Origin of the sequence: Paenibacillus sp. FSL H7-0442 (assembly GCF_038593105.1) — a bacterium.
In the GTDB taxonomy this organism is placed as follows: domain Bacteria; phylum Bacillota; class Bacilli; order Paenibacillales; family Paenibacillaceae; genus Paenibacillus; species Paenibacillus polymyxa_D.
This window is the reverse complement of record NZ_CP151963.1, coordinates 4,741,974-4,761,912: the sequence shown is the minus strand read 5'-3', so window position 1 is coordinate 4,761,912 and position 19,939 is coordinate 4,741,974. Positions and strand designations below refer to the sequence as shown.

Annotated in this window: 17 protein-coding genes and 1 riboswitch; of the genes, 8 read left to right on the top strand and 9 right to left on the bottom strand. The window is 48.8% G+C overall.

Translation table 11 applies throughout. The features are described 5' to 3' along the window. The first annotated feature begins 57 nt into the window (after positions 1-57). Positions 58-288 (top strand): glutaredoxin family protein, encoded by a 231-nt coding sequence (locus MHH57_RS21165; protein ID WP_007432162.1) that lies wholly within the window; start codon positions 58-60, stop codon positions 286-288. Positions 289-380: 92 nt separating this feature from the next. On the opposite strand, the gene MHH57_RS21160 is transcribed toward MHH57_RS21165, so the two are convergent. After that, on the bottom strand, positions 381-1,553 hold the full coding sequence (locus tag MHH57_RS21160; protein ID WP_342434476.1) for an ROK family transcriptional regulator: 1,173 nt from the start codon (positions 1,551-1,553) through the stop codon (positions 381-383). 134 nt (positions 1,554-1,687) lie between these two features. Here MHH57_RS21160 and xylA point away from each other — a divergent pair, with 134 nt between their 5' ends. Next, complete coding sequence (gene xylA / locus MHH57_RS21155; protein ID WP_039273722.1) at positions 1,688-3,004, top strand: xylose isomerase; 1,317 nt, start codon at positions 1,688-1,690, stop codon at positions 3,002-3,004. Between the two features lie 48 nt (positions 3,005-3,052). Next, positions 3,053-4,576, top strand: coding sequence for a xylulokinase (gene xylB, locus MHH57_RS21150; RefSeq protein WP_342434475.1), 1,524 nt, complete (start codon positions 3,053-3,055; stop codon positions 4,574-4,576). Between the two features lie 87 nt (positions 4,577-4,663). On the opposite strand, the gene MHH57_RS21145 is transcribed toward xylB, so the two are convergent. Genes MHH57_RS21145 through MHH57_RS21135 form a run of 3 tightly spaced genes read right to left on the bottom strand, consistent with a single transcriptional unit; the run spans position 4,664 to position 7,122 of the window. Beyond that, complete coding sequence (locus MHH57_RS21145) at positions 4,664-4,840, bottom strand: FeoB-associated Cys-rich membrane protein (protein WP_318628079.1); 177 nt, start codon at positions 4,838-4,840, stop codon at positions 4,664-4,666. A 36-nt stretch (positions 4,841-4,876) separates the two neighbouring features. Beyond that, positions 4,877-6,886 (bottom strand): ferrous iron transport protein B, encoded by a 2,010-nt coding sequence (gene feoB / locus MHH57_RS21140; protein ID WP_318628078.1) that lies wholly within the window; start codon positions 6,884-6,886, stop codon positions 4,877-4,879. Next, positions 6,877-7,122: a FeoA family protein gene (locus MHH57_RS21135; protein ID WP_029519210.1), complete on the bottom strand. Its 246-nt coding sequence runs from the start codon at positions 7,120-7,122 to the stop codon at positions 6,877-6,879. The genes feoB and MHH57_RS21135 overlap by 10 nt, the downstream gene beginning before the upstream one ends. A 284-nt stretch (positions 7,123-7,406) precedes the next feature. Between MHH57_RS21135 and MHH57_RS21130 the strand changes: the two genes are divergently transcribed. Together MHH57_RS21130 and MHH57_RS21125 are read left to right on the top strand one after the other, a co-directional pair. Then, positions 7,407-8,534, top strand: coding sequence for a transglutaminase domain-containing protein (locus MHH57_RS21130; RefSeq protein ID WP_340956849.1), 1,128 nt, complete (start codon positions 7,407-7,409; stop codon positions 8,532-8,534). 46 nt (positions 8,535-8,580) lie between these two features. After that, positions 8,581-9,957, top strand: a complete 1,377-nt coding sequence (locus tag MHH57_RS21125; RefSeq protein ID WP_342434474.1) for an MFS transporter — start codon at positions 8,581-8,583, stop codon at positions 9,955-9,957. A gap of 123 nt (positions 9,958-10,080) precedes the next feature. On the opposite strand, the gene MHH57_RS21120 is transcribed toward MHH57_RS21125, so the two are convergent. The 4 genes from MHH57_RS21120 to MHH57_RS21105 form a co-directional block, all read right to left on the bottom strand. After that, the gene (locus tag MHH57_RS21120) at positions 10,081-11,547 is read right to left on the bottom strand and encodes an amino acid permease (RefSeq protein ID WP_342434473.1); all 1,467 of its coding nucleotides are present in this window, start codon (positions 11,545-11,547) and stop codon (positions 10,081-10,083) included. Between the two features lie 134 nt (positions 11,548-11,681). Further along, positions 11,682-11,884: riboswitch (Lysine riboswitch) on the bottom strand. Positions 11,885-12,005: 121 nt separating this feature from the next. Further along, complete coding sequence (locus MHH57_RS21115) at positions 12,006-13,139, bottom strand: virulence factor (RefSeq protein WP_342434472.1); 1,134 nt, start codon at positions 13,137-13,139, stop codon at positions 12,006-12,008. A gap of 384 nt (positions 13,140-13,523) precedes the next feature. After that, positions 13,524-14,756, bottom strand: coding sequence for an MFS transporter (locus MHH57_RS21110; RefSeq protein ID WP_342434471.1), 1,233 nt, complete (start codon positions 14,754-14,756; stop codon positions 13,524-13,526). 90 nt (positions 14,757-14,846) lie between these two features. Continuing rightward, positions 14,847-15,401 (bottom strand): MarR family transcriptional regulator, encoded by a 555-nt coding sequence (locus MHH57_RS21105; RefSeq protein ID WP_342434470.1) that lies wholly within the window; start codon positions 15,399-15,401, stop codon positions 14,847-14,849. A 351-nt stretch (positions 15,402-15,752) separates the two neighbouring features. Between MHH57_RS21105 and MHH57_RS21100 the strand changes: the two genes are divergently transcribed. The 3 genes from MHH57_RS21100 (at position 15,753) to MHH57_RS21090 (ending at position 19,466) form a co-directional block, all read left to right on the top strand. Continuing rightward, the gene (locus tag MHH57_RS21100; RefSeq protein ID WP_069012158.1) at positions 15,753-17,099 is read left to right on the top strand and encodes a cytochrome ubiquinol oxidase subunit I; all 1,347 of its coding nucleotides are present in this window, start codon (positions 15,753-15,755) and stop codon (positions 17,097-17,099) included. Continuing rightward, on the top strand, positions 17,096-18,127 hold the full coding sequence (locus tag MHH57_RS21095; protein ID WP_029519198.1) for a cytochrome d ubiquinol oxidase subunit II: 1,032 nt from the start codon (positions 17,096-17,098) through the stop codon (positions 18,125-18,127). Before MHH57_RS21100 ends, MHH57_RS21095 begins: the two co-directional genes overlap by 4 nt. A 328-nt stretch (positions 18,128-18,455) precedes the next feature. Next, the gene (locus MHH57_RS21090) at positions 18,456-19,466 is read left to right on the top strand and encodes an MBL fold metallo-hydrolase (protein WP_029519196.1); all 1,011 of its coding nucleotides are present in this window, start codon (positions 18,456-18,458) and stop codon (positions 19,464-19,466) included. A gap of 121 nt (positions 19,467-19,587) precedes the next feature. Here the strand turns inward: MHH57_RS21090 and isdG are convergent, their stop codons facing one another. Beyond that, positions 19,588-19,938 carry a heme oxygenase gene (isdG, locus tag MHH57_RS21085; RefSeq protein WP_029519194.1) on the bottom strand — a complete coding sequence of 117 codons (351 nt, stop codon included), beginning with the start codon at positions 19,936-19,938 and terminating at the stop codon, positions 19,588-19,590. Position 19,939 lies beyond the last annotated feature (1 nt).

Below are 19,939 nucleotides of genomic sequence, written 5' to 3'. Positions count from 1 at the left end.
TGATTCTCGCAATATTGAATAAATATGATTAACAAAATAAATGATGAGGTGATATTCATGGAAAAAGCAATTGTATACACATCTACAAACTGCCCGCATTGCCGTCAAGTAAAAAGCTATTTGAGTGAAAAAGGCGTGGAGTACGAAGAACGCAACATTGAAACCAATGAAGCTTTTGCTCAAGAGGTTTGGGATATGGGCATTCGTGCCGTTCCATTGACTTTGATCGGGGAAGAACGTATTTCCGGTATGAACAAAACCAAGTTTGAAAAAGTGTTGAACGCTTAATCCAACCTAACAGCAGACGACGGTCCTATGATCGTTATATGGTTAAGAAAAGGCACCCATCGCAGCTAATACTGCAATGGGTGCCTTTTTACTTATAAGGACACACGTACTCGCCCGAGAAAAGGAGCGGTTGCTGCATAGGCGGCGCCTAGCATCGTCGAACGACTACCAAGCGTGGAGAAACGAATCTGTAGTTGCCGACGGTGATAGGGCAGGGCACGTTCGTCAATCACTACACGCATACTTTGCTCCAACCAAGGTCTGGCTTCCGCCAGTGGACCGCCAATGATAAGCATCCCGGGGTTAAGGCTGTTCACAATGTTGGTAATACCCACACCCAAATATCGTCCAATATCTTCAAGGACGCTTAATGTACTCGCTTCACCTTGCTGAGCAAACGGCAGTAATTCCGCTGTATTATGTGCAGGCAGTTTCAATGTGGATGATGCATACGCCTTCTCTGAAGCATACAGCTCCCAGCAGCCGCGACTACCACAGGAGCAGAGCCGTCCGTTCCAATCAATGGTCATATGACCCGTCTCTCCGGCGTACCCCCAAGCTCCTTGATACGGTTTGCCGTCAATGATAATCCCGGCCCCGATTCCAGACCCTGCACTGATGTAGACCAGATCCCGCACCAGCTGTCGGTGATCGCCGTCCATACCATAGTACAACTCGCCCTGCGCGCCGACGTTGGCTTCGTTATCTACTACGACGGGCAGACCTAGCTCAGCCTCAAGCTGCTGCCGCAGTGGAACCCCTTCCCAGCCCAGATTGGGTGCGAACAGCACGGTTCCGGTCTCATCCACCATACCCGGTACCCCCAGTCCAATGCCGACAATACCATGAGGGGAGGGAGGAGTGACCTGCATAAGCTCCTGAACGAGCTTTCGAATCTGTTCCATAACAAAGGCGGGATCATGCTGGGTTAGAGAAAAGGTAAGCTCCGTTTCAATGGTACCTGCCAGATCGGTCAGAGCGCCCTTGATGTACTGTACGCTGACCTCAATACCGAGTACAAAGCCTGCACGGCTATTGAACAGCAGCATTAAAGGCTTACGCCCACCGCTGGATTCTCCTAATCCTGTCTCATACACCAATCCATCGGTAATGAGCTCTGCCACCAGATTGGAAACGGTTGCCTTGTTTAATCCAGTTTGACTGGATAACTGTGCCCGGGATAGCGGAGCATGAAGGCGAATACGCTCCAGCACAATGGATTTATTCAGCTTTTTGACAAGCGCCTGATCGCCAGTGACATTCATGGTTCATTCACTTCCTGTTGGTGTAATTCCTGATATTATATCATAAAAACAAACTTAGTTTAAGCAATAGACAAAGTCTTTTGGCTGTGCTAGAATCGTTTTTGTAAACGTTTACTATAAAGGAGGAACTTATAATGGCTTATTTCGAACAGGTATCTAAAATTAACTTTGAGGGCAAGCAATCCGACAATCCTTTTGCGTTCAAATTTTATAATCCACAGGAAATTGTAGCGGGAAAAACGATGGAGGAGCATTTACGTTTTAGCATGGCCTACTGGCATACACTGGTTGCAGGCGGCTCCGATCCTTTTGGTGTAGAAACAGCGGAACGTCCATGGTCCAAGTTTACCGGGCTGGATTTGGCGAAGGCACGTGTGGAAGCTGCCTTTGAACTGCTGGATAAGCTGAATTTACCTTATTTCGCTTTCCACGATGTGGATATTGCACCGGAAGGCGCGTCATTGAAGGAATTTTACAGCAATCTGGATACCATCGTGGATCTGATTGAGGACCATATGAAAGCTACGGGGAAAAAACTGCTGTGGAACACGGCGAACATGTTTAGCCATCCACGTTATTTGCATGGTGCTGCCTCGACTTGCAATGCAGATGTATACGCACACGCAGCTGCTCAGATTAAAAAAGGACTGGAAGTGGGCAAACGTCTGGGCGCAGATAACTATGTTTTCTGGGGAGGCCGTGAAGGCTACGAAACACTGCTGAACACGGATTTGAAGCTGGAGCAGGACAATTTGGGACGTATGTTCCATATGGCCGTAGACTATGCGCGTGAAATTGGCTTTGACGCTCAGTTCCTGATTGAGCCAAAACCGAAGGAGCCAACGAAGCATCAGTATGATTTTGATGCTGCGACGACGATTGCTTTCCTGCAAAAATATGATCTGGATCAACATTTCAAGCTTAATCTGGAAGCTAATCATGCCACCTTGGCGGGTCATACTTTTGATCATGAAGTGCGTGTAGCACGGATTAACGGCATGCTGGGATCACTGGATGCAAATCAGGGAGATTTGCTGCTGGGCTGGGATACGGACGAATTCCCGGTTGATCTGTATGATGCGACCCTGACGATGTATGAAGTGCTGCAAAATGAAGGCTTGGGCCGTGGTGGTATCAACTTTGATGCCAAGGTACGCAGAGCATCGTTTGAGCCAGAAGACTTGTTCCTCGCGCACATCGCAGGTATGGATACGTATGCGAAGGGGCTGAAGGTAGCTGCCAAACTGATCGAGGATCGTGTGTTTGAGGACTTTATTGAGAAGCGCTACAGCAGCTTTAAAGAAGGTATTGGAGCAGACATCGTATCCGGAAAAGCAACGCTTGCTTCTCTGGCTGAATATGCTCTGGCGAACGAAACACCACGTAAAAACGTATCCGGTCGCCAGGAATATCTGAAAGCAACATTAAATCAATACATTTTGGCTGACTAAGCATATATAAAATAAGGAATACACGATAACAGGGAAGGAGGAACTCCGATGCAGGAGAAGCTAAATCAGGAGCAGGAACGCTATGTCATCGGCGTAGATTTGGGTACCAGCGCGGTCAAAACGGTGCTGGTTAACCTCAAGGGTCAGGTGGCTTATGAAACCTCCCAGTCTTATCCACTCCATCAGCCGAAGGCAGGATATAGCGAACAGCATCCTGAGGACTGGGTCAGTGGCACGTTAGCATCACTGAAACAGCTTGTGGAGAAGGCCGGAATCGGCGGCACAGATGCCGTAGACGGTATTAGCTTTTCGGGACAGATGCACGGGCTTGTGCTGACTGACAAGGAAGGCCAAGTGCTTCGTCCGGCTATTCTGTGGAATGACACGCGTACGACAGCACAATGCCGTCGTATTGAAGAACAGCTCGGGTCGGACCTGCTGAATATCGCACGTAATCGCGCGCTGGAAGGCTTCACGCTGCCCAAGCTGCTGTGGGTGCAGGAGCATGAGCCAGACGTGCTGGCCCGTGCGGCACATTTTATGCTACCCAAGGATTATGTGCGCTACTGTCTGACAGGAGAGCTGGCGACGGAGTATTCGGATGCGGCGGGCACGCTGCTGCTGGATATTGCGAACAAGCAGTGGAGCGAAGAGATCGCTGCCGCGTTTGATCTTCCGTTGTCGCTGTTCCCATCGCTGGTGGAATCCTTTGATCAGACGGGTACGCTATTGCCGGAGATTGCGGAGCAGAGCGGGCTTTCGCCTGAAACGAAGGTCTTTGCAGGTGGTGCGGACAACGCATGTGGCGCGATTGGTGCCGGCATTTTGAGTGAAGGCCGCACCCTATGCAGCATCGGCACCTCAGGGGTTGTACTTTCTTATGAGGAACGCAAGGATATTGATGTGCAGGGGCGGGCGCATTTTTTTAATCATAGTGAGCAGGATGCTTATTATATTATGGGGGTTACGCTCGCGGCCGGATACAGCTTGACTTGGTTTAAGGATACCTTTGCACCACAGCATTCTTTTGATGCACTATTGGCAGATGTGAACTCTATTGAGCCAGGCAGCCGAGGGCTGCTGTTCACGCCTTATATCGTCGGCGAGCGTACACCTCATCCAGATGCAACCATTCGAGGCAGCTTTATCGGGATGGATGCGGGACATAAGCTTGCGCATTTTACACGAGCGGTACTGGAAGGAATAACGTTTTCGCTCAAGGAATCTATAGATATTCTTAGAGGGACGGGCAAAACGGTGAATGAAGTGATTTCCATCGGCGGCGGTGCGCGTAATGAGGCATGGCTGCAAATGCAGGCAGATATTTTTAACGCGGATATCATCAAGCTGGAAAGCGAGCAGGGACCTGCCTTGGGGGCGGCCATGCTGGCTGCTTATGGTAGTGGCTGGTTTGAATCTCTGCAAGCGTGTGCTGAAGCATTTCTGCGTGAAGCAGCGAGATATTCGCCGAACCCGGACCGTGTGGCACAGTATGAAGGTCTATACGAGCTGTATCGTGAAGTTTACTTGCACACGCGAGAGCTAAATGGGCATTTGGCAGTGTATCGCTGAATACGGTGAGCTTTAAGCGTAAATAAGAAGCGGCTTCGGGTGTAAGAAACCCCCGAAGCCGCTTTTTCATGTGATGATGAGTTGGAATTAAATACTTTTCTTGATTTTCGCATAATCTTCATGCATAGAGCTGGCTGTACAACCCGGACATGACTTGCTCGACGAACACCCCGCACAGGCGCCTTGACGGCTTTTTCGCAAAAATCGTACCAGCACCCACGCACTATAACCGAGAATCGCCAATAAAATGATGATATTGATCATGGAATTCACTTCCTTTTATTTACTATAGGGCCTGACTTAGCCCCAACCTAATAATCTGCCACACTGATAGATCAAGACGGCAATGATATATGCAACGGCCAAAGGATAGATCACAGAAAATGCGGTCCAACGCCACGAAAGGGTTTCTTTACGAATGACCGCTACCGTAGCCAGACACGGAACATACAACAGAATGAACACCATAAAGCTAAAAGAGGCAAGCGGTGTAAAGGCATGTCTGACTTGTAGTTCAAGTCCCTGCATATCAGGAACGTGGTAAATAATATTCATCGTTGATACGACAACTTCCTTGGCCATAAAGCCTGTGAGCAGGGAAGCGCCTGCTTGCCAGGTGCCAAAACCGAGAGGGGCCAGTAATGGAGCGAACCAACCTCCCACGGTGGCAAGCAGGCTGTCATCCATTTCTACCCCGAAACCTTGCGGACCGAAATTGGACAAGAGCCAGATACCAACGGAACCTGCAAGAATAATCGTTCCAGCTTTACGGACAAAGCCTTTGACCTTCTCCCATGTGCTGCGGAATAGCGTAAGAGCCTGCGGCACTCGATAGGGAGGAAGTTCCACGATGAAGAGGGAGGGTTCACCCGACAAAATGGATACTTTGGAAAAAATTTTGGCAAGTATAAGTGAAACGACGATTCCTAACACATACATCAGCATGATGATGCTTGCCGCATGTGTTGGGAAAAACACACCCGCAAACAACGCATATACCGGCAGGCGGGCCGAACACGACATAAAGGGCACCAGCAACGTGGTAATGAGACGCTCTCTGGGCTGTTCAATGGTGCGTGCTGCCATAATCGCAGGGACATTGCAGCCAAATCCGATGATGAAGGGAATGAAGCTTTTCCCGTTCAAGCCCACGGCTTGCATCAGACGATCCATGAGTATCGTGACCCGTGCCATATACCCGGAGTCTTCGATCACCGAGATAATCAGAAATAAAATAGCAATTTGAGGCAGAAAAACAAGCACCCCCCCGACTCCAGCCACGATGCCGTCCACGACTAGACTTTGCGTAAAGGCAGACGCGTTCAAGTGAACGAGTAATTCAGAAATCCAACTGCTGAGTGCACCTGAAAAAAATCCATCCAGCATATCTGAAAGGATCGTACCCGCCCAATCGAAGGTGAACTTGAAGGTAGCGTACATCAGCAGCAAAAAGATCGGAATCCCCAGATACCGGTGAGTTAATAGTGCATCTAGCCTATCCGTTAGGCTGTGCGGCTTGAGCTTGGAGGTGTCGAGTGCCTTGGTACACAGATCAGCAATCCATGCTGTTCGTACAGAACGAATATGCTGAGCAGGCGTGATGGCACAGCCTTCACTGAGCAGCTCTTCTTCGCAACGGCGAATACGCGCAGTTACTTGTTCACGCTGCACCTCATCTGTCATCCATTCCATGACGACAGGATTGTTTTCCAGACATTGCAGTGCGGCCCATCGGAGTTGCGGTACAGATGCATTCGGCAGTAAGTTGCAAATATCATGAATAGCCGCTTCGACGGCTGGGCCGTAATCCAGTTGAAAAGTATTGGATGCATGTCTTACTTCTCGAAGAGATGCGAGCATTTGCTTACTTCCACTACCTGTGCGTGCCACCATAGGAATGATGGGAACGTTCAATTGTTCAGCCAACAATTCCTTGTTTACGCGAAGACCCGTGGCATCAGCTACGTCAGTCATGTTTAAGCCAAGTACAAGGGGACGGCCATATTCCAGTAGTTGTACGGTCAGATACAGATTACGCTGGAGCTGGGAGGCATCCACGATATTGATCAGGGCCGCAGGCGGCTCTTCCAGCAAATATCGGGTTGCAACACCTTCATCCAGCGAAAGAGGGAGTAAAGAGTAGGCACCTGGCAAATCCACCAATACGGCAGACTTGTCACGCAGGAGCCCTGTTTTCTTTTCCACGGTGACGCCGGACCAGTTCCCTACTTCTGCATACGTACGAGTCAGCTTGTTGAATAATGAGGTTTTTCCTGTATTGGGATTGCCAAATAGAGCGATCATGTCCATGTCGGAACGACCTCCAGTTGTTTCACTTGATTTTGACGGAGGCCGACCAGTTGGCCGTTGCATTCAATGACGATCGGGCCGCCCAATAAACTGATTTTTTTTAAGCGTATGATGGAACCTTCGTTGATGCCCATGTCTGTCAAGCGGCGGCGCAATGAGGGATGAAGAGGGTCAAGGGATTGCAAACGCACAGTCTGACCTAGTGGCGTACGAAGAAGTGAAATACATTCTGGCATGGTGTTCAGCCTTTCTGATCTAGAATGAGAATCAATATCATTTACTTCCGATGCCAGTACCATATCATGAGGATACTTAGATTGCTGTGATAAAATTCGCTGCGAACGACATGTTTGCCCCTTGCTCCCATCTGTTATATCGCCGAGTATGTGTGTCGCAACCTGTCTTTTTAACTGTCCCATTACTCGTCTGCAACCGACAAAACTAGAGCGTTTGGGGCAACTGTTTTTATGGTAAGATAGAGCTGTTTATAACTATGCTAAGAAGGGCAGGAACGCTCTGTATGAACAGAAAAATCGGGGTTAGGCTTGTAAAATGTCTGGTTGCGGGTGCAGCGCTGGCTGTGTTGCTGCCGCAGGCTGTGGAGTGGGGCAGCAATGTGTATGCGGCGTCGATCAAGCCGGCTCCATCGGTATCATCGCAGCAGCTTCAGAACAAGCTTTTACAGGCAATGGCTACGCGGAGTGAAACGCTGACCTTTACATATCAAGGGCGAGTGAACGGTCTCAAACAGCAATTACAGACGGCCATCCAACAGGCCATGGAGAGCGATCCGTATGTGAATTATACGATCAAAAGCTACGCATTCAGCTATACAGGCACAACGACCTCCGCTCAGGTTACGATTCGTTTAAGCTACCGGGAGACGAAGGAACAGACAGCTTATGTGGATAGCACAGTTAAAGCGGTGCTGGGGGATATTATTATGAAGGGAATGACGGATCATGAGAAGGTGAAGGCCATCCATGATTGGATCGTCGTGCGCCTGAAGTATGATGAAGCACAGCAAAAGTACACAGCCTACGATGGCCTGAAAACGGGAAGCACGGTCTGTCAGGGTTATTCACTGCTGGCCTATAAAATGCTGGAACGTGCAGGCATTACGAATCGGATTGTGGAAGGTAGAGCAGGGGGACAGCTGCATGCATGGAATCTTGTTTTATTAGATGGTCGATGGTATCACATGGATACGACATGGGATGATCCAACCCCAGATCGCGCGAACGAAGTAAGCACTTCATATTATCTGCTGACGGATACCGAAATGCGGCGGGATCACTCATGGGTGAAACCGTATCCTCAGGCGAATACATCGTATCGGGAAACCTTATCAGCACTGGTAGCTGCCGGAGGATCAAAGGCTGCTGTGTATCAAAAACTGTACAATACCCTCGAATATCCGCTGCAAGATGGTAAGGGTCTGGTTAAATCATCTGCTGACATTAAGGAACAGGTACGTAAGATTGCAAATAAGGGAGGGACGACACTTACCTTCGCCTATCAGGGAACGGAGCGAAGTCTCAAGGAGGATTTACAGTCCTTATATCAACTCGGCTTAAAATCCATTTCTTATCAGATTACGGACCTTGGAAGTACCGGCAATCTTCGGGTAACCCTGAAATGGACCTAATCATCTGCTGTAAAAAGCTACATTAACAAAGGAGTATTTTATTTATATGCACAGGCGTTCCTTTACCTATTTGCTTGGCACGCAGACCATGTCCAATGCGGCCGACATTCTTTATATTATGGCACTTGTGTCTTTGGTTTTTCATGAAACAGACTCCATCTTCTCTTCGGTGCTCGTTCCGTTGCTGCGAATGGGGGCACAGATGATCAGCGGCTTTTTAGCACCGCTCATTTTGGCCCGATTCCAGCTTCCTTTTATTTTATTCGTTTCTCAGTTCGGGCAACTGGCTTTCTTTGCTGTTCTGCTGGGCCACTTGTGGTCAGCAGGCACGGAGCCGATATGGGTGATTGTGTTTACGTTGGTGGCAGCCATGTCCTTTCTGGACGGATGGACTACGCCTGCGCGTAATGCGCTGATTCCTCGCCTTGCGTCCGGGGAAGGACTTATGCGGGCAAACAGTCTGGTATCGGTCAGCGATCAGACGGTGCAATTAGCGGGGTGGGGGCTTAGTGGTGTGCTCGTAGCCATGCTAGGTTCGGAAAAAACACTACTGGTTGCTGGCGGATTATATATGATAGCCATGATCTTCACCAGCCTGATTCGAGATCCACTAGAGGGCAAAGCTCATTATTTGCTGCAACCTGGAACAAGGGTGCGAGGTGGAGATGTCTCAGTTTTCGAAGCTCTAACTGAACCCGGGCAAGGGCATCATGACTTGCCTCCTGCACAGTTGGAAGATACACTATATGGCCCGGAATCTGAGAGCCCCACACTACCTCCCAAGCGTAAAAAGGAAATACTTCGTGAAGGCTGGAGCCTCATCGGAGCCAGTCGCAGACTGAAAGCTCTTATTTTTATGGATATGATTGACCTTCTAGGGGGTTCGGTTTGGGTAGGCGCGTTCACGCTTGCTTTCGCTCAGCAGGTCTTGCACAAAAGTGAGGCATGGTGGGGATACATCAATGCAGCGTATTTTGCAGGAGCGATTGGCGGCGGTATCGTGGTCCTCGCCTGCGTCAAGTATTTGCAGCGCAGACTGCTGCCCGCCATGTTGGCGGGGATGGCAGGTTATGGGCTGCTGACAGCTTGGTATGCACTGAACACATTACCGCCACTAACGCTGCTTATCGTGCTGTTGATGGGACTACCTGCGGAAATGTCCGTCGTATCCCGCCGTACGATGATGCAAATGAGTGTGTCTGTACATGATTTGCCTAAGGTGCTGTCCGCCCAGGCTACGCTGACAAGCCTAACGTTTTGTATTTCGCTGCTTTTAATGGGCTGGATTGCAGATCATTTGGGTATCGTTAATTTGTACTTGTTTTCAGCAGGGTTGACGCTGATTGCTGTCATATACGGTATTTTTAGTCGTCGTGCCTTATCTATGTCTTTATCAGCTGAAGTAGCTACTTCTTCCAAATAAACAGAAAAAGAAAAAGCCCGTCTCTGGGCATATACAGGGGAACATGCGGATAAACGGTCTTGGACCAGGTTTACCAGCGTGATCTCCCTGATATGTGGAGACGGGCTTTTTTACTGTTTTCTATTATTTATCCGAAGAAGCATCCGGGCTCAAATCACATTCTTTTAATGGAACAATTTTAGTACGTTTGGTCCATTTGTAGCCGAGCCACAGCAGAAGGAACAGCGGCACACTCATGTACGTAGCGATCATCGTTTTCCAGTCAATCTCCTGTCCGGTGAAGGCATCCGCCCCTTGCCCGATAATGACAATGATACACAGAGCGAAGGCGAACAACGGGCCAAATGGGAACCAACGGGCTTTGTATGGAAGCTCACTCAGACTGTGACCCTGTGCATTAAAGGCACGGCGGAAACGATAATGGCTGACTGCAATCCCGACCCACGTAATAAATCCGCACATTCCAGAAGCATTCAGCAGCCAGTTATAGACTACACCGTCTCCATACAGGGAGGCGAGAAAGGCTAGCATACCGACAGCGGTCGTGATCAGCAGCGCGTTCATAGGAATGCCGCGTCTATTGATACGTCCGAGGAAACGTGGGGCTTTACCTTCTCGTGCCAAAGCGTACAGTACCCGAGTGGCCGCGTACATACCCGAGTTGCCTGCCGACAATACGGAAGTCAAAATAACGGCGTTCATAACAGAGGCAGCAATCGCAAGCCCTGCTTTTTCAAATACGAGCGTGAACGGGCTGACCCCGATATCACTGATATCTCCCCGCAGCAGATTCGGATTGGTGTACGGAATGATCAATCCAATCACGAGAATTGCGAGAATATAAAAGAACAGGATGCGCCAAAAGATTTGACGGATGGCGCGCGGCACATTTTCACGCGGATTTTCGCTCTCTCCAGCGGCTACTCCAATCAGCTCCGTTCCCTGAAAGGAAAAGCCCGCTGCCATGAATACGCCCAGTACAGCAAAGAATCCACCATGGAACGGGGCGTCTCCTACCGTGAAGTTGGCAAAGCCGACCGCAGGACCACCCATAATGCCGAAGATCATCAGCACACCTACAGTCAAAAAGATGACCACGGTCACAATTTTAATCATGGCGAACCAGTATTCAGACTCACCGTAGCCTTTGACGGTCAACGCGTTCAGTGCGAAGATTATGGCCAGGAATAACAGACTCCACCAGGCAGAGTGGCTTTCCGGGAACCAGTATTTGATCAGCACGGTCGCTGCTGCTAATTCGGCAGCAATCGTCACCGCCCAGTTGTACCAGAAGTTCCAGCCCATGGCAAAACCAAAAGCCGGATCGACGAAGCGACCTGCATAGGTGTTAAAAGAGCCGGATTCAGGCATAAATGTAGCCAACTCACCGAGGCTGGTCATAAGGAAGTAGACCATGAGGCCAACTGCTGCATAAGCCAGCAGGGCACCACCGGGTCCAGCTTCGGCAACTGCGCCTCCGCTGGCGAGGAACAGGCCTGTTCCGATAGAGCCGCCGAGGGCGATCATCGTCATATGGCGGGCTTTGAGACTTTTACGCAAGGTTCCGTCAGATGTTGCTTTGTGTTGCACGTTCAAACACTCCTTCATGAAATTGTATTTCATGTCAGGGCAAGAGCCAGAAGGAGGGGGAGTATATAAATCAAAAAACCGCAGGGAATACGCCTGCGGTTTTGTCTATGCATTCCGCACCATACCTTCTTCTATAACAAGATAGCTCAACACACGTGTCTGTGTTAGGACAGCGTGTGACAGTTCTGCTCCTTTCGGTTAGCAGCCCCAGCATTCGGAGTATTTACAAAGAGTCAGCTCCGCATACTTCGGCGGGTGTACCTTTCCACTGGAATCTCAGACGGCTCTTATCGTCTCCTCCGGTGTACCGATTACATCCGCGACCTCTACCTCATCATAAAACAGGGTTGATGAGGTGTATGACATGATATTTTATTGTATAGCGAACTACAGTATATCGTACCTGTACATCTTCTGACAATCGACAATTTTTTGAAAATCACTCGTAGAATCTTAAATTAAGAGTTCCGCTTGGCCATCTGCTGCCAAACTGTGCCTGCGGCTTGTTCGCCTGATTCGATGCGTTCCAGCGCCATTTTAGCTTGCAGACTGACCTCGAATTCGGGATCATCGACCGCCTTCTCCAGTGCATCACGCGCATCCTCGGTTCCCACCTCGTATAAAAAGCGTGCCGCCCGCCAGCGCACCAACTTGCTGCTATCCGACAGGGCTCCGATCATTGCACTGGTAGCGACCGGGTCGCCGATGTCCGACAACGTGTCGCCTGCGGTGCGGCGTACTGCCGCTGAAGGATCGCGCAGCGCCTCGGCAAGCAGATCCATCGCCTCCGGTGAGCGAATATCGCCCAGATAGACGACGCCCAGCCGCCGCAGCTGCATTTTGTCGTCATGCAGCGCTTGCCGGATCAGCGGGAAATGCTCGGGCGTCGGTTCCAGCCGATCCAGCGCAGCGTATCGTGTACGCCAATCCTCGTGTTGCAGGGCCTGCTCCAGCTCGGCATCGCTCCACTCGCGGCGTTCCTCCACGAATTCGCTGTTGTTTGCGCCGTGGGCAATCGCTTGTTGGATAATCTGCTCCAGTCGCTCTTGCGGAAAGGCTGCCTCCAGTTCCTGCTCGACCTCGCGTGCAATGTCCGGCAGTTCACCATAGCGGACGCCGTAATCACTCAGCTTGCGTTCCTTAATCAGTGTTGCACTGGCTACACGGGTAACGGCTTGCACAAAGCGATCGGACAAGGAAATTCGTTCCTCCTGCTGCCCCGCCTTGACTCGAATTTGCATAGGAAGGCCGCGAAAAAATTGCACAAAAACCTGTGCTTCGCCAAATGCTTCCCCAGAGGTTTCCTCAGGCAAATCCCAATTGGCGTCAGCGCCTTCCTCGCCTAGCTGATCCCGGACTTGACCCAGAATGGTGGACCAATCTGCATTCCCTTTGCGGTCAAGGGCTACAAAATCTGTCGTGTGAAACACGCTTTTGACTCCTTCAATGCCCAGCATGCGCCGGATAAATGGGGGAGCGGAACGCTCATTGTCCCTTGTATATGTTCTGCGGATACCCGCTTCCAGTCGCTCATCCAGATGCAGCATCATGGTGTTCGGACTGGGAGTTGGCTCGATAGATGTTATTTTCATAGCTCAGTACAGCCTCCTGTTCAAAAGTTCTCCATAATATAGCTTATCTGTATTGTAACTCATTCTGCGAATGTCTCCAAAGAGAAGTTCGCGTTTCGCAGGAAAATGCAATGATATATATCACGATGATTCATATAAACATGGCTGATGAATATGGAGGTTTTTTTAATAAAAACAGGATGCTATATAAGCCGAACTCGAAAAATTAACATGAAACGAAGTAGGCGGAATGGTGCTGTACAAGCGTAGCGGTCGCTTTTGTCACCGGATTTCTACCCTAATCATAGGCTTTATTCTAGAAATCTGGGGGCGATGGGAAGCACCATCCGAATGCGCAGTGGCACTATAGGTGTCTTTTAAGTTCGGTTTATAGTTTGATGCTGTTTATGCATTCCGCTTCAGCGGATCGTTCTGGTGGCTGCGAATGAGCAGGGAGGCGATAAATCCCACAGACAGAACTGCCGCCAGCAGCATAAATGTAGTCATCTGATTGCCGCCATTCCCCATCAAACGAATGGAGAGCATAGGAGCTAGACTTGTACCGGCAAACAGGATGAAGGTATATAGTGAGACAGCTATAGCCCTCGCTGCACCGCCGAGCTGGCCGACGATTGCTATGAGTGAAGGAACACTCAGGGCAATGCCGCTGACAAAGCATACACTCAACACCACGATAGTCATAAGAGAGTGTGTCATTCCCATCAGCGCCAAACTCAGAATGGAAAGAATAAGAGCTGTACGTAATATAAGGTGCACACCGTATTTCTGGGCTAGCTTTCCGGCGAACGGTGAAAGGGGCATGCCGATGATACCAGCGGATCTGACATAAAGCATCTGTCGGCTATTCAGGCCAAATTCAGGGCCGCCAAGATAGCTACCCAAAACCGTATACATGCTCACAAAGGACATCAGGAGAACAAAAGCAACCGTGTAGCTTAACCATAAAGGATACGAGCGCAGAACGGTCCCCAACTGACTGAAAGCTGCCCAAATGCGAACACCTCGTTGAGGGGAGGGGGTTTTAGGTAGGAAAAAAAGGACGATTAGGAAGGTAATTGCATACAAAATGCCTAGCATCCGAAATACCGTATTCCACCCCATTTGTTCGCTAATGACAATACTAAATACCTGACCAGCGATACCTGCTACTAGAAAACCGGTGCTGATAAAGCCGATAGCCGTTACCCGTTTTTCGATCGGGAACATATCGACAGCGTATGCAAGAGCAACGGGTGAAAAGGTGGCCGCAGCTAAACCCTGAAGCAAGCGCAGTGCAACTAATACAGAATATTGACTGGTTAAGCTGATGGATAACGAAATAATCGTTAATGCGAGCAGTCCGATGACGATAACCTGCTTTCGTCCAAAGCGGTCAGACAATCCACCATAAACAAGACATCCCGCCGCAAAGCCTAAGGAAAAGATACTGCCCGGTAGGGCTGCTTCAGCAAGCGTTTTTCCAAACACTTTAGCAAAAAGAGGGACCAAAGGGATCGTCACATACAGGCTGGACATAACGGCAACCGCTGACCAGCATAGGATTACAGTCATCCATGCATAAGGGAGTGCCACATTTTCTTTCTGTATAACGGTATGATTGGTTCGTAATTTACTCATCAATTGAACACTCCTTGATCATAAAATAAGCAGCTTGTTGATACGCGTAATTAATTATATTAGATAACCTAATTATATGGTTAAAAAAATTTATCTGCCCACCCCCAATCTGTTTTCCATATGATGATGGATTTTTTCTATAATCCGCGAAAAAACGATCTGCTCCTCAGGCTCCAAAATACTCGCTAGGGAAGCACAGGAAGACCAAAAAACAGGGAGCACCTGCTGTACAAGATGAGAACCCGCTTCTGTAATGCGTACATGAATTTTGCGTCGATCTGTAGAATTATGTTCTCTGATAATCCATCCTCGTTGCTCTGTCCAGTCCAGGAGGGATGTAACAGATGCACGACGGATTCCTAGACGGTCGGCAATCATAGAGGGGCTCATCTGAGCCTGAGATTGGTGCAGTGTCAACAGCAATAACAGATCTAGCTTACTCTCTGTGAGGCCGTAGGTAGATAGATCTAAATCGATCGCGTCCAACACGTTATCACCCGTCCACAGCAAGAAGAGACCAATGCGGGCAAGTTGTCGGTCCGTTTCTGCAAGGGCAGTTTGATCCATTAACTCCAGATAAGGTTCTGGACCCAGACGGGGAAGGGGTTCCTGGACGGTGTCCCGCTTACTTTGTTTTGGTGGCACAAGTTCACCCTTTTCATATAATTAGGTTATCTAACTATACATCAATATAACGTATTGAAATGCATAAGACAATATCTAAAAAGAAATACTTCTACATTCAATGCAGAAGCAGGGTTAAAACTCGACAGAATGAACCAAACTGTGAATAGGTTACCAAAATGCGCCAATAGATAAGTGAAGGAGGCGTTCCTATGTTCCGCAAGCAGGAAAGAACGCTCATTATTGTATGTATAGTAATTGCGGCCATTATGCTATATGCCGTAATTAAAAGCATAGCTCGCTTGACTCCTTAGTTGGTAATCCAGAGTGATCCGCGATGTTTAAAATGTGAAATGAAGGAGTGAAACCCATTTGTCTTCACTGGACCCTGTATTACTAAGCCGGATGCTGACCGGAATTACCCTGTTTGTTCATATCGTATTTGCATCTATCGGCGTCGGCGTACCCTTAATGATTGCACTAGCAGAATGGCGCGGGCTGCGAACTGGTGATCCGCATTATACCCTGCTGGCCCGACGGTGGGCGCGAGGGTTTGTCATTACCGTTGCCGTGGGTGTCGTTACAGGTACCGCCATTGGTTTGCAGCTCAGCTTGCTTTGGCCCACCTTTATGCGGGTGGCTGGACAAGCGATTGCACTGCCTCTGTTTTTGGAGACGTTTGCTTTTTTCATCGAAGCTATATTCCTGGGCATCTATTTGTATACTTGGGATCGGTTTAAAAGCAAATATTTTCACCTGATGCTGCTCATCCCGGTAGCGATTGCCTCATCTGCATCAGCGGTTTTTATTACGACTGTGAACTCGTTCATGAACCAACCTCAAGGCTTTACACTCAAAAATGGAGTCATGACAAATATTCATCCCATCGAGGCCATGCTAAATCCGGCTACGCCGACCAAAGTTTCTCATGTACTGGCTTCCTCGTATACATTGAGCGCTGGGGTGCTGATGGGACTGGCTGCTTACAGTATGCTGCGGGGACGTAATCACGCTTATTTTAAAAAGGCGCTGAAGCTCACTGCCACCTGTACCATTGTGTTTGCCATCAGTACAGTGATGATTGGAGATGCATCCGGTAAATTTCTGGCCAAATATCAGCCGGAGAAGCTGGCCGCCGCCGAATGGCATTTTGATACGATGACGCACGCGCCCTTCGTATATGGCGGATACATGGATAAGAACGGTGAAATCAAATATGCCCTGAAAGTGCCTTATGCACTTAGTGTGTTGGCCGGGAACCTGCCCAGTACGGAGGTCAAGGGATTAAATGATTATCCCGTAGATGAGCGTCCGCCCCTGTCTATCCATTATATGTTTGACCTCAAAATCACCACAGGGGTGCTGATTCTCGTCATTCCGCTGTTGTATCTGATCCGCAAGCGTTTGCCAGGTCGCAAACCATACCCCAGATGGCTGCTGTTGGCGCTCATTCTGGTGGGGCCGATGGCGATGGTAGCTATTGAGCTCGGATGGATGTTCGCGGAGGTCGGTAGACAGCCGTGGATTTTACGCGGATATATGAAGGTGTCCGAAGCAGCAACCACTTCTACGAGTGTTGGGTGGATGCTGGTGTTGTTTGTTATTTTGTATCTGGTGTTGTGCTTCTCGGCCATTAAGGTACTCAGCAAGCTATTTCGCAATAAGGATGCGGTGGAAGAGATAAGACAGCTCGGCCTGGAAGGGGCTGATGGTAAGTGAGCTATGAAATTGTAGGCATCGCCATTTTGTGGACGTTCTTGTTCGGATATTTGCTTATAGCATCTATTGATTTTGGTGCAGGGTTTTTCAGCTTTTACAGTGTGTTAACAGGCCACCAGAACAAAATCCACAATATTATTCAACGGTATCTATCCCCGGTGTGGGAGGTAACAAACGTATTTCTCATCTTTTTTGTGGTGGGATTAAACGGGTTCTTCCCGGATGCGGCATATTACTATGGTACGGCGTTACTCGTTCCCGGCAGTATTGCGATTGTACTTCTCGCCATCCGGGGAGTGTATTATGCATACAATACGTATGGGCATTCCGGCACCAATAATATCGTCTACATGGCGTTGTACGGTGCGACAGGGTTACTGATTCCGGCGGCACTGTCGACGGTCCTCGCTATATCGGAAGGCGGCATTATTGTGGAGAACAGTACAGGTGTGCACCTGCAATGGGGGCAGCTATTAAGCAATCCCTACACGTGGGCGGTTATTTTTCTGGCGTTGGTAAGCGTACTGTATATCTCGGCGATGTTTTTGGCCTATTATGCCAAAAGGGCAGGAGACAAGGTCGCTTTTGAAATCGTACGAGGATATGCACTGCTTTGGAGCGGTCCAACGATTGTTGCGAGTCTGCTCGCATTTTTTCAGATTAACAAACAAAATCCAGATCATTTTACCAATATGCTGAACATAGCCTGGATGTTTGTCGCATCCTTCATATGCTTTGCGGGAGCAGTTTATCTGGTATGGCAGCGGCGGCATCTAGGGGTTTCGTTCATATTGGTGATGCTGCAATTTGCATTTGCCTGGTATGGCTACGGCCGCTCGCATCTCCCGTATGTTCTGTATCCCTACATTAATGTCTACGACAGCTTTACAAATTCTACGATGGCGTATGCGTTGATTACGGCGTTTGTTGCGGGTCTGCTGGTGCTGATCCCTTCGCTGATCCTGATATTAAGATTGTTTCTGTTCGATGCAAAATATGTGCGCGGACATGAAGGGAAGAAAGGGTGAGTTAGAGTGGCTGCTTTCGAGCATTTTACGATTATGTATGAGTCACCTATCATTATCGTCGTGGCGATTGTGTTTTTGTTTATTTATTCGGCACGCTTTAAAAATCCACAAGATTGACAACAACAGGTGGAACAGGCCTTCCTGATTGATCCGGGAGGTCTGTTTTTGCTGTATTATCGCAGAATTTCCTTTACAGACGTGATTGAATTATACTTTACATAGATCAGGATGTTGCATCATTTTATGTTCACACTCGAATGACAATATATAGTTAAATTGAACCGCTGCGTTTTTTGGAGAACGGGTTCATCAGGGAGGGAGCTGCATCATGCCCAAAGTTCGCTTTAACAATATGGATCATGTAAATACCGATAAAACCATCAAGCAATTCAGACAATGGCGGCAGGAGCGACGCAGCAAAATAAAGGATTATACGTTCGTTGTGCCAAACCATCCCCCGGAGCTGGAGTTTCTGCATAGCAATCGGGAGATGGCGACAGCCACCTGGGTGGGACATTCCACCTTTTTCATCCAGTATCTTGGGCTGAATATCATCACCGATCCGGTGTGGGCAGAGCGTATGGCTTTTGATAAAAGGTTGGCCCCGCCCGGCATTCGCATCCAGGATGTACCACCACTAGACATCATTCTGCTGTCTCATTCACACTATGATCATTTACATTTAGAATCCTTACGGAAATTATATCGTGCAAATACGCTGATGCTTGTACCCACAGGGTTAAAGGCAAAAATGATCCGCAAAGGTTTTCGTAACTGTCATGAGCTGCAATGGTGGGAGCATTTTACGGTAGGAGGGGTACGATTTACATTTGTTCCAGCCCAGCATTGGACACGACGCACGCCGTTTGATACGAACACTTCGCATTGGGGTGGATACGTTCTGCAAAGTGAACAGCAGGTGATTGGCTCTGCCACGTCCGTCACGGAATCTCATCCTCATTCGAATACAGATTCAGAGCATACACCGACGTTGTATTTTGTGGGAGACACTGGATATTTTCGTGGGTTTAAGGAGATTGGCGAGCGCTTTGCCATTGACCTGACCTTTATGCCGATTGGCGCGTATGAACCGGAATGGTTCATGACCTCGCAGCACGTGACACCGGAGGAGGCATTGCAAGGGTTTGTAGATTGCGGCGCAGATCAGATGATTCCGATGCACTACGGAGCCTTCAAACTAGCGGATGATACGCCAAGAGAGGCGCTGGATCGTCTCGAAGCGGAGCGTGAGCGTATGGGTATTGCGAAGGAACGCATTCATGTTCTAGGGCACGGAGAGACGCTGAAAATTGGACGTCGCTGTTCAACTACAATCTGAGAGATTCGACATCATCCTTATATAAGAGGATTTTGCAAAATCCTGATAAACAAAGCGGCTCGGCGGACAATTAACTTTGCCTGCCGAGCCGCCTTTTTTGGTTTTTAGCTATAATGCAGGGTTAAACTGCTTCGGAATCACTTGCCAAAGAGGAATCGCTGTTGGCGATGGGATGACGAACGATTTTAACTTCATAGAACGTGATTTTATTTTCAATAATATAGTCCGGAATTTGACGATGGCTATGGGATTCGCGGAAAGCTTCGCTTTTCGTCCAGCCTTGGAAGTTCTCTTTTTCTTTCCATCGTGTACTGATCGTTACTTCCTCATAATCCTCCGTGTTTTCAGTCAGCAGCACTTCCAGACCGAGAAAGCCTTCCATTTTTTCAACTTTTCCTTCTTTGTTAAATCTTTCGATGAGTAGATGTGCATTGCCCGGTGTGATTTTAGATGTATTTGTTACGATAACCATA

Coding starts and splice junctions, on each gene's coding strand:
- MHH57_RS21165 (WP_007432162.1), top strand. CDS start 58: ATGGAAAAAGCAATTGTATACACATCTACAAACTGCCCGCATTGCCGT.
- MHH57_RS21160 (WP_342434476.1), bottom strand. CDS start 1,553: ATGAATGTCACTGGCGATCAGGCGCTTGTCAAAAAGCTGAATAAATCC.
- xylA (WP_039273722.1), top strand. CDS start 1,688: ATGGCTTATTTCGAACAGGTATCTAAAATTAACTTTGAGGGCAAGCAA.
- xylB (WP_342434475.1), top strand. CDS start 3,053: ATGCAGGAGAAGCTAAATCAGGAGCAGGAACGCTATGTCATCGGCGTA.
- MHH57_RS21145 (WP_318628079.1), bottom strand. CDS start 4,840: ATGATCAATATCATCATTTTATTGGCGATTCTCGGTTATAGTGCGTGG.
- feoB (WP_318628078.1), bottom strand. CDS start 6,886: ATGGACATGATCGCTCTATTTGGCAATCCCAATACAGGAAAAACCTCA.
- MHH57_RS21135 (WP_029519210.1), bottom strand. CDS start 7,122: ATGCCAGAATGTATTTCACTTCTTCGTACGCCACTAGGTCAGACTGTG.
- MHH57_RS21130 (WP_340956849.1), top strand. CDS start 7,407: ATGAACAGAAAAATCGGGGTTAGGCTTGTAAAATGTCTGGTTGCGGGT.
- MHH57_RS21125 (WP_342434474.1), top strand. CDS start 8,581: ATGCACAGGCGTTCCTTTACCTATTTGCTTGGCACGCAGACCATGTCC.
- MHH57_RS21115 (WP_342434472.1), bottom strand. CDS start 13,139: ATGAAAATAACATCTATCGAGCCAACTCCCAGTCCGAACACCATGATG.
- MHH57_RS21110 (WP_342434471.1), bottom strand. CDS start 14,756: ATGAGTAAATTACGAACCAATCATACCGTTATACAGAAAGAAAATGTG.
- MHH57_RS21090 (WP_029519196.1), top strand. CDS start 18,456: ATGCCCAAAGTTCGCTTTAACAATATGGATCATGTAAATACCGATAAA.
- isdG (WP_029519194.1), bottom strand. CDS start 19,938: ATGGTTATCGTAACAAATACATCTAAAATCACACCGGGCAATGCACAT.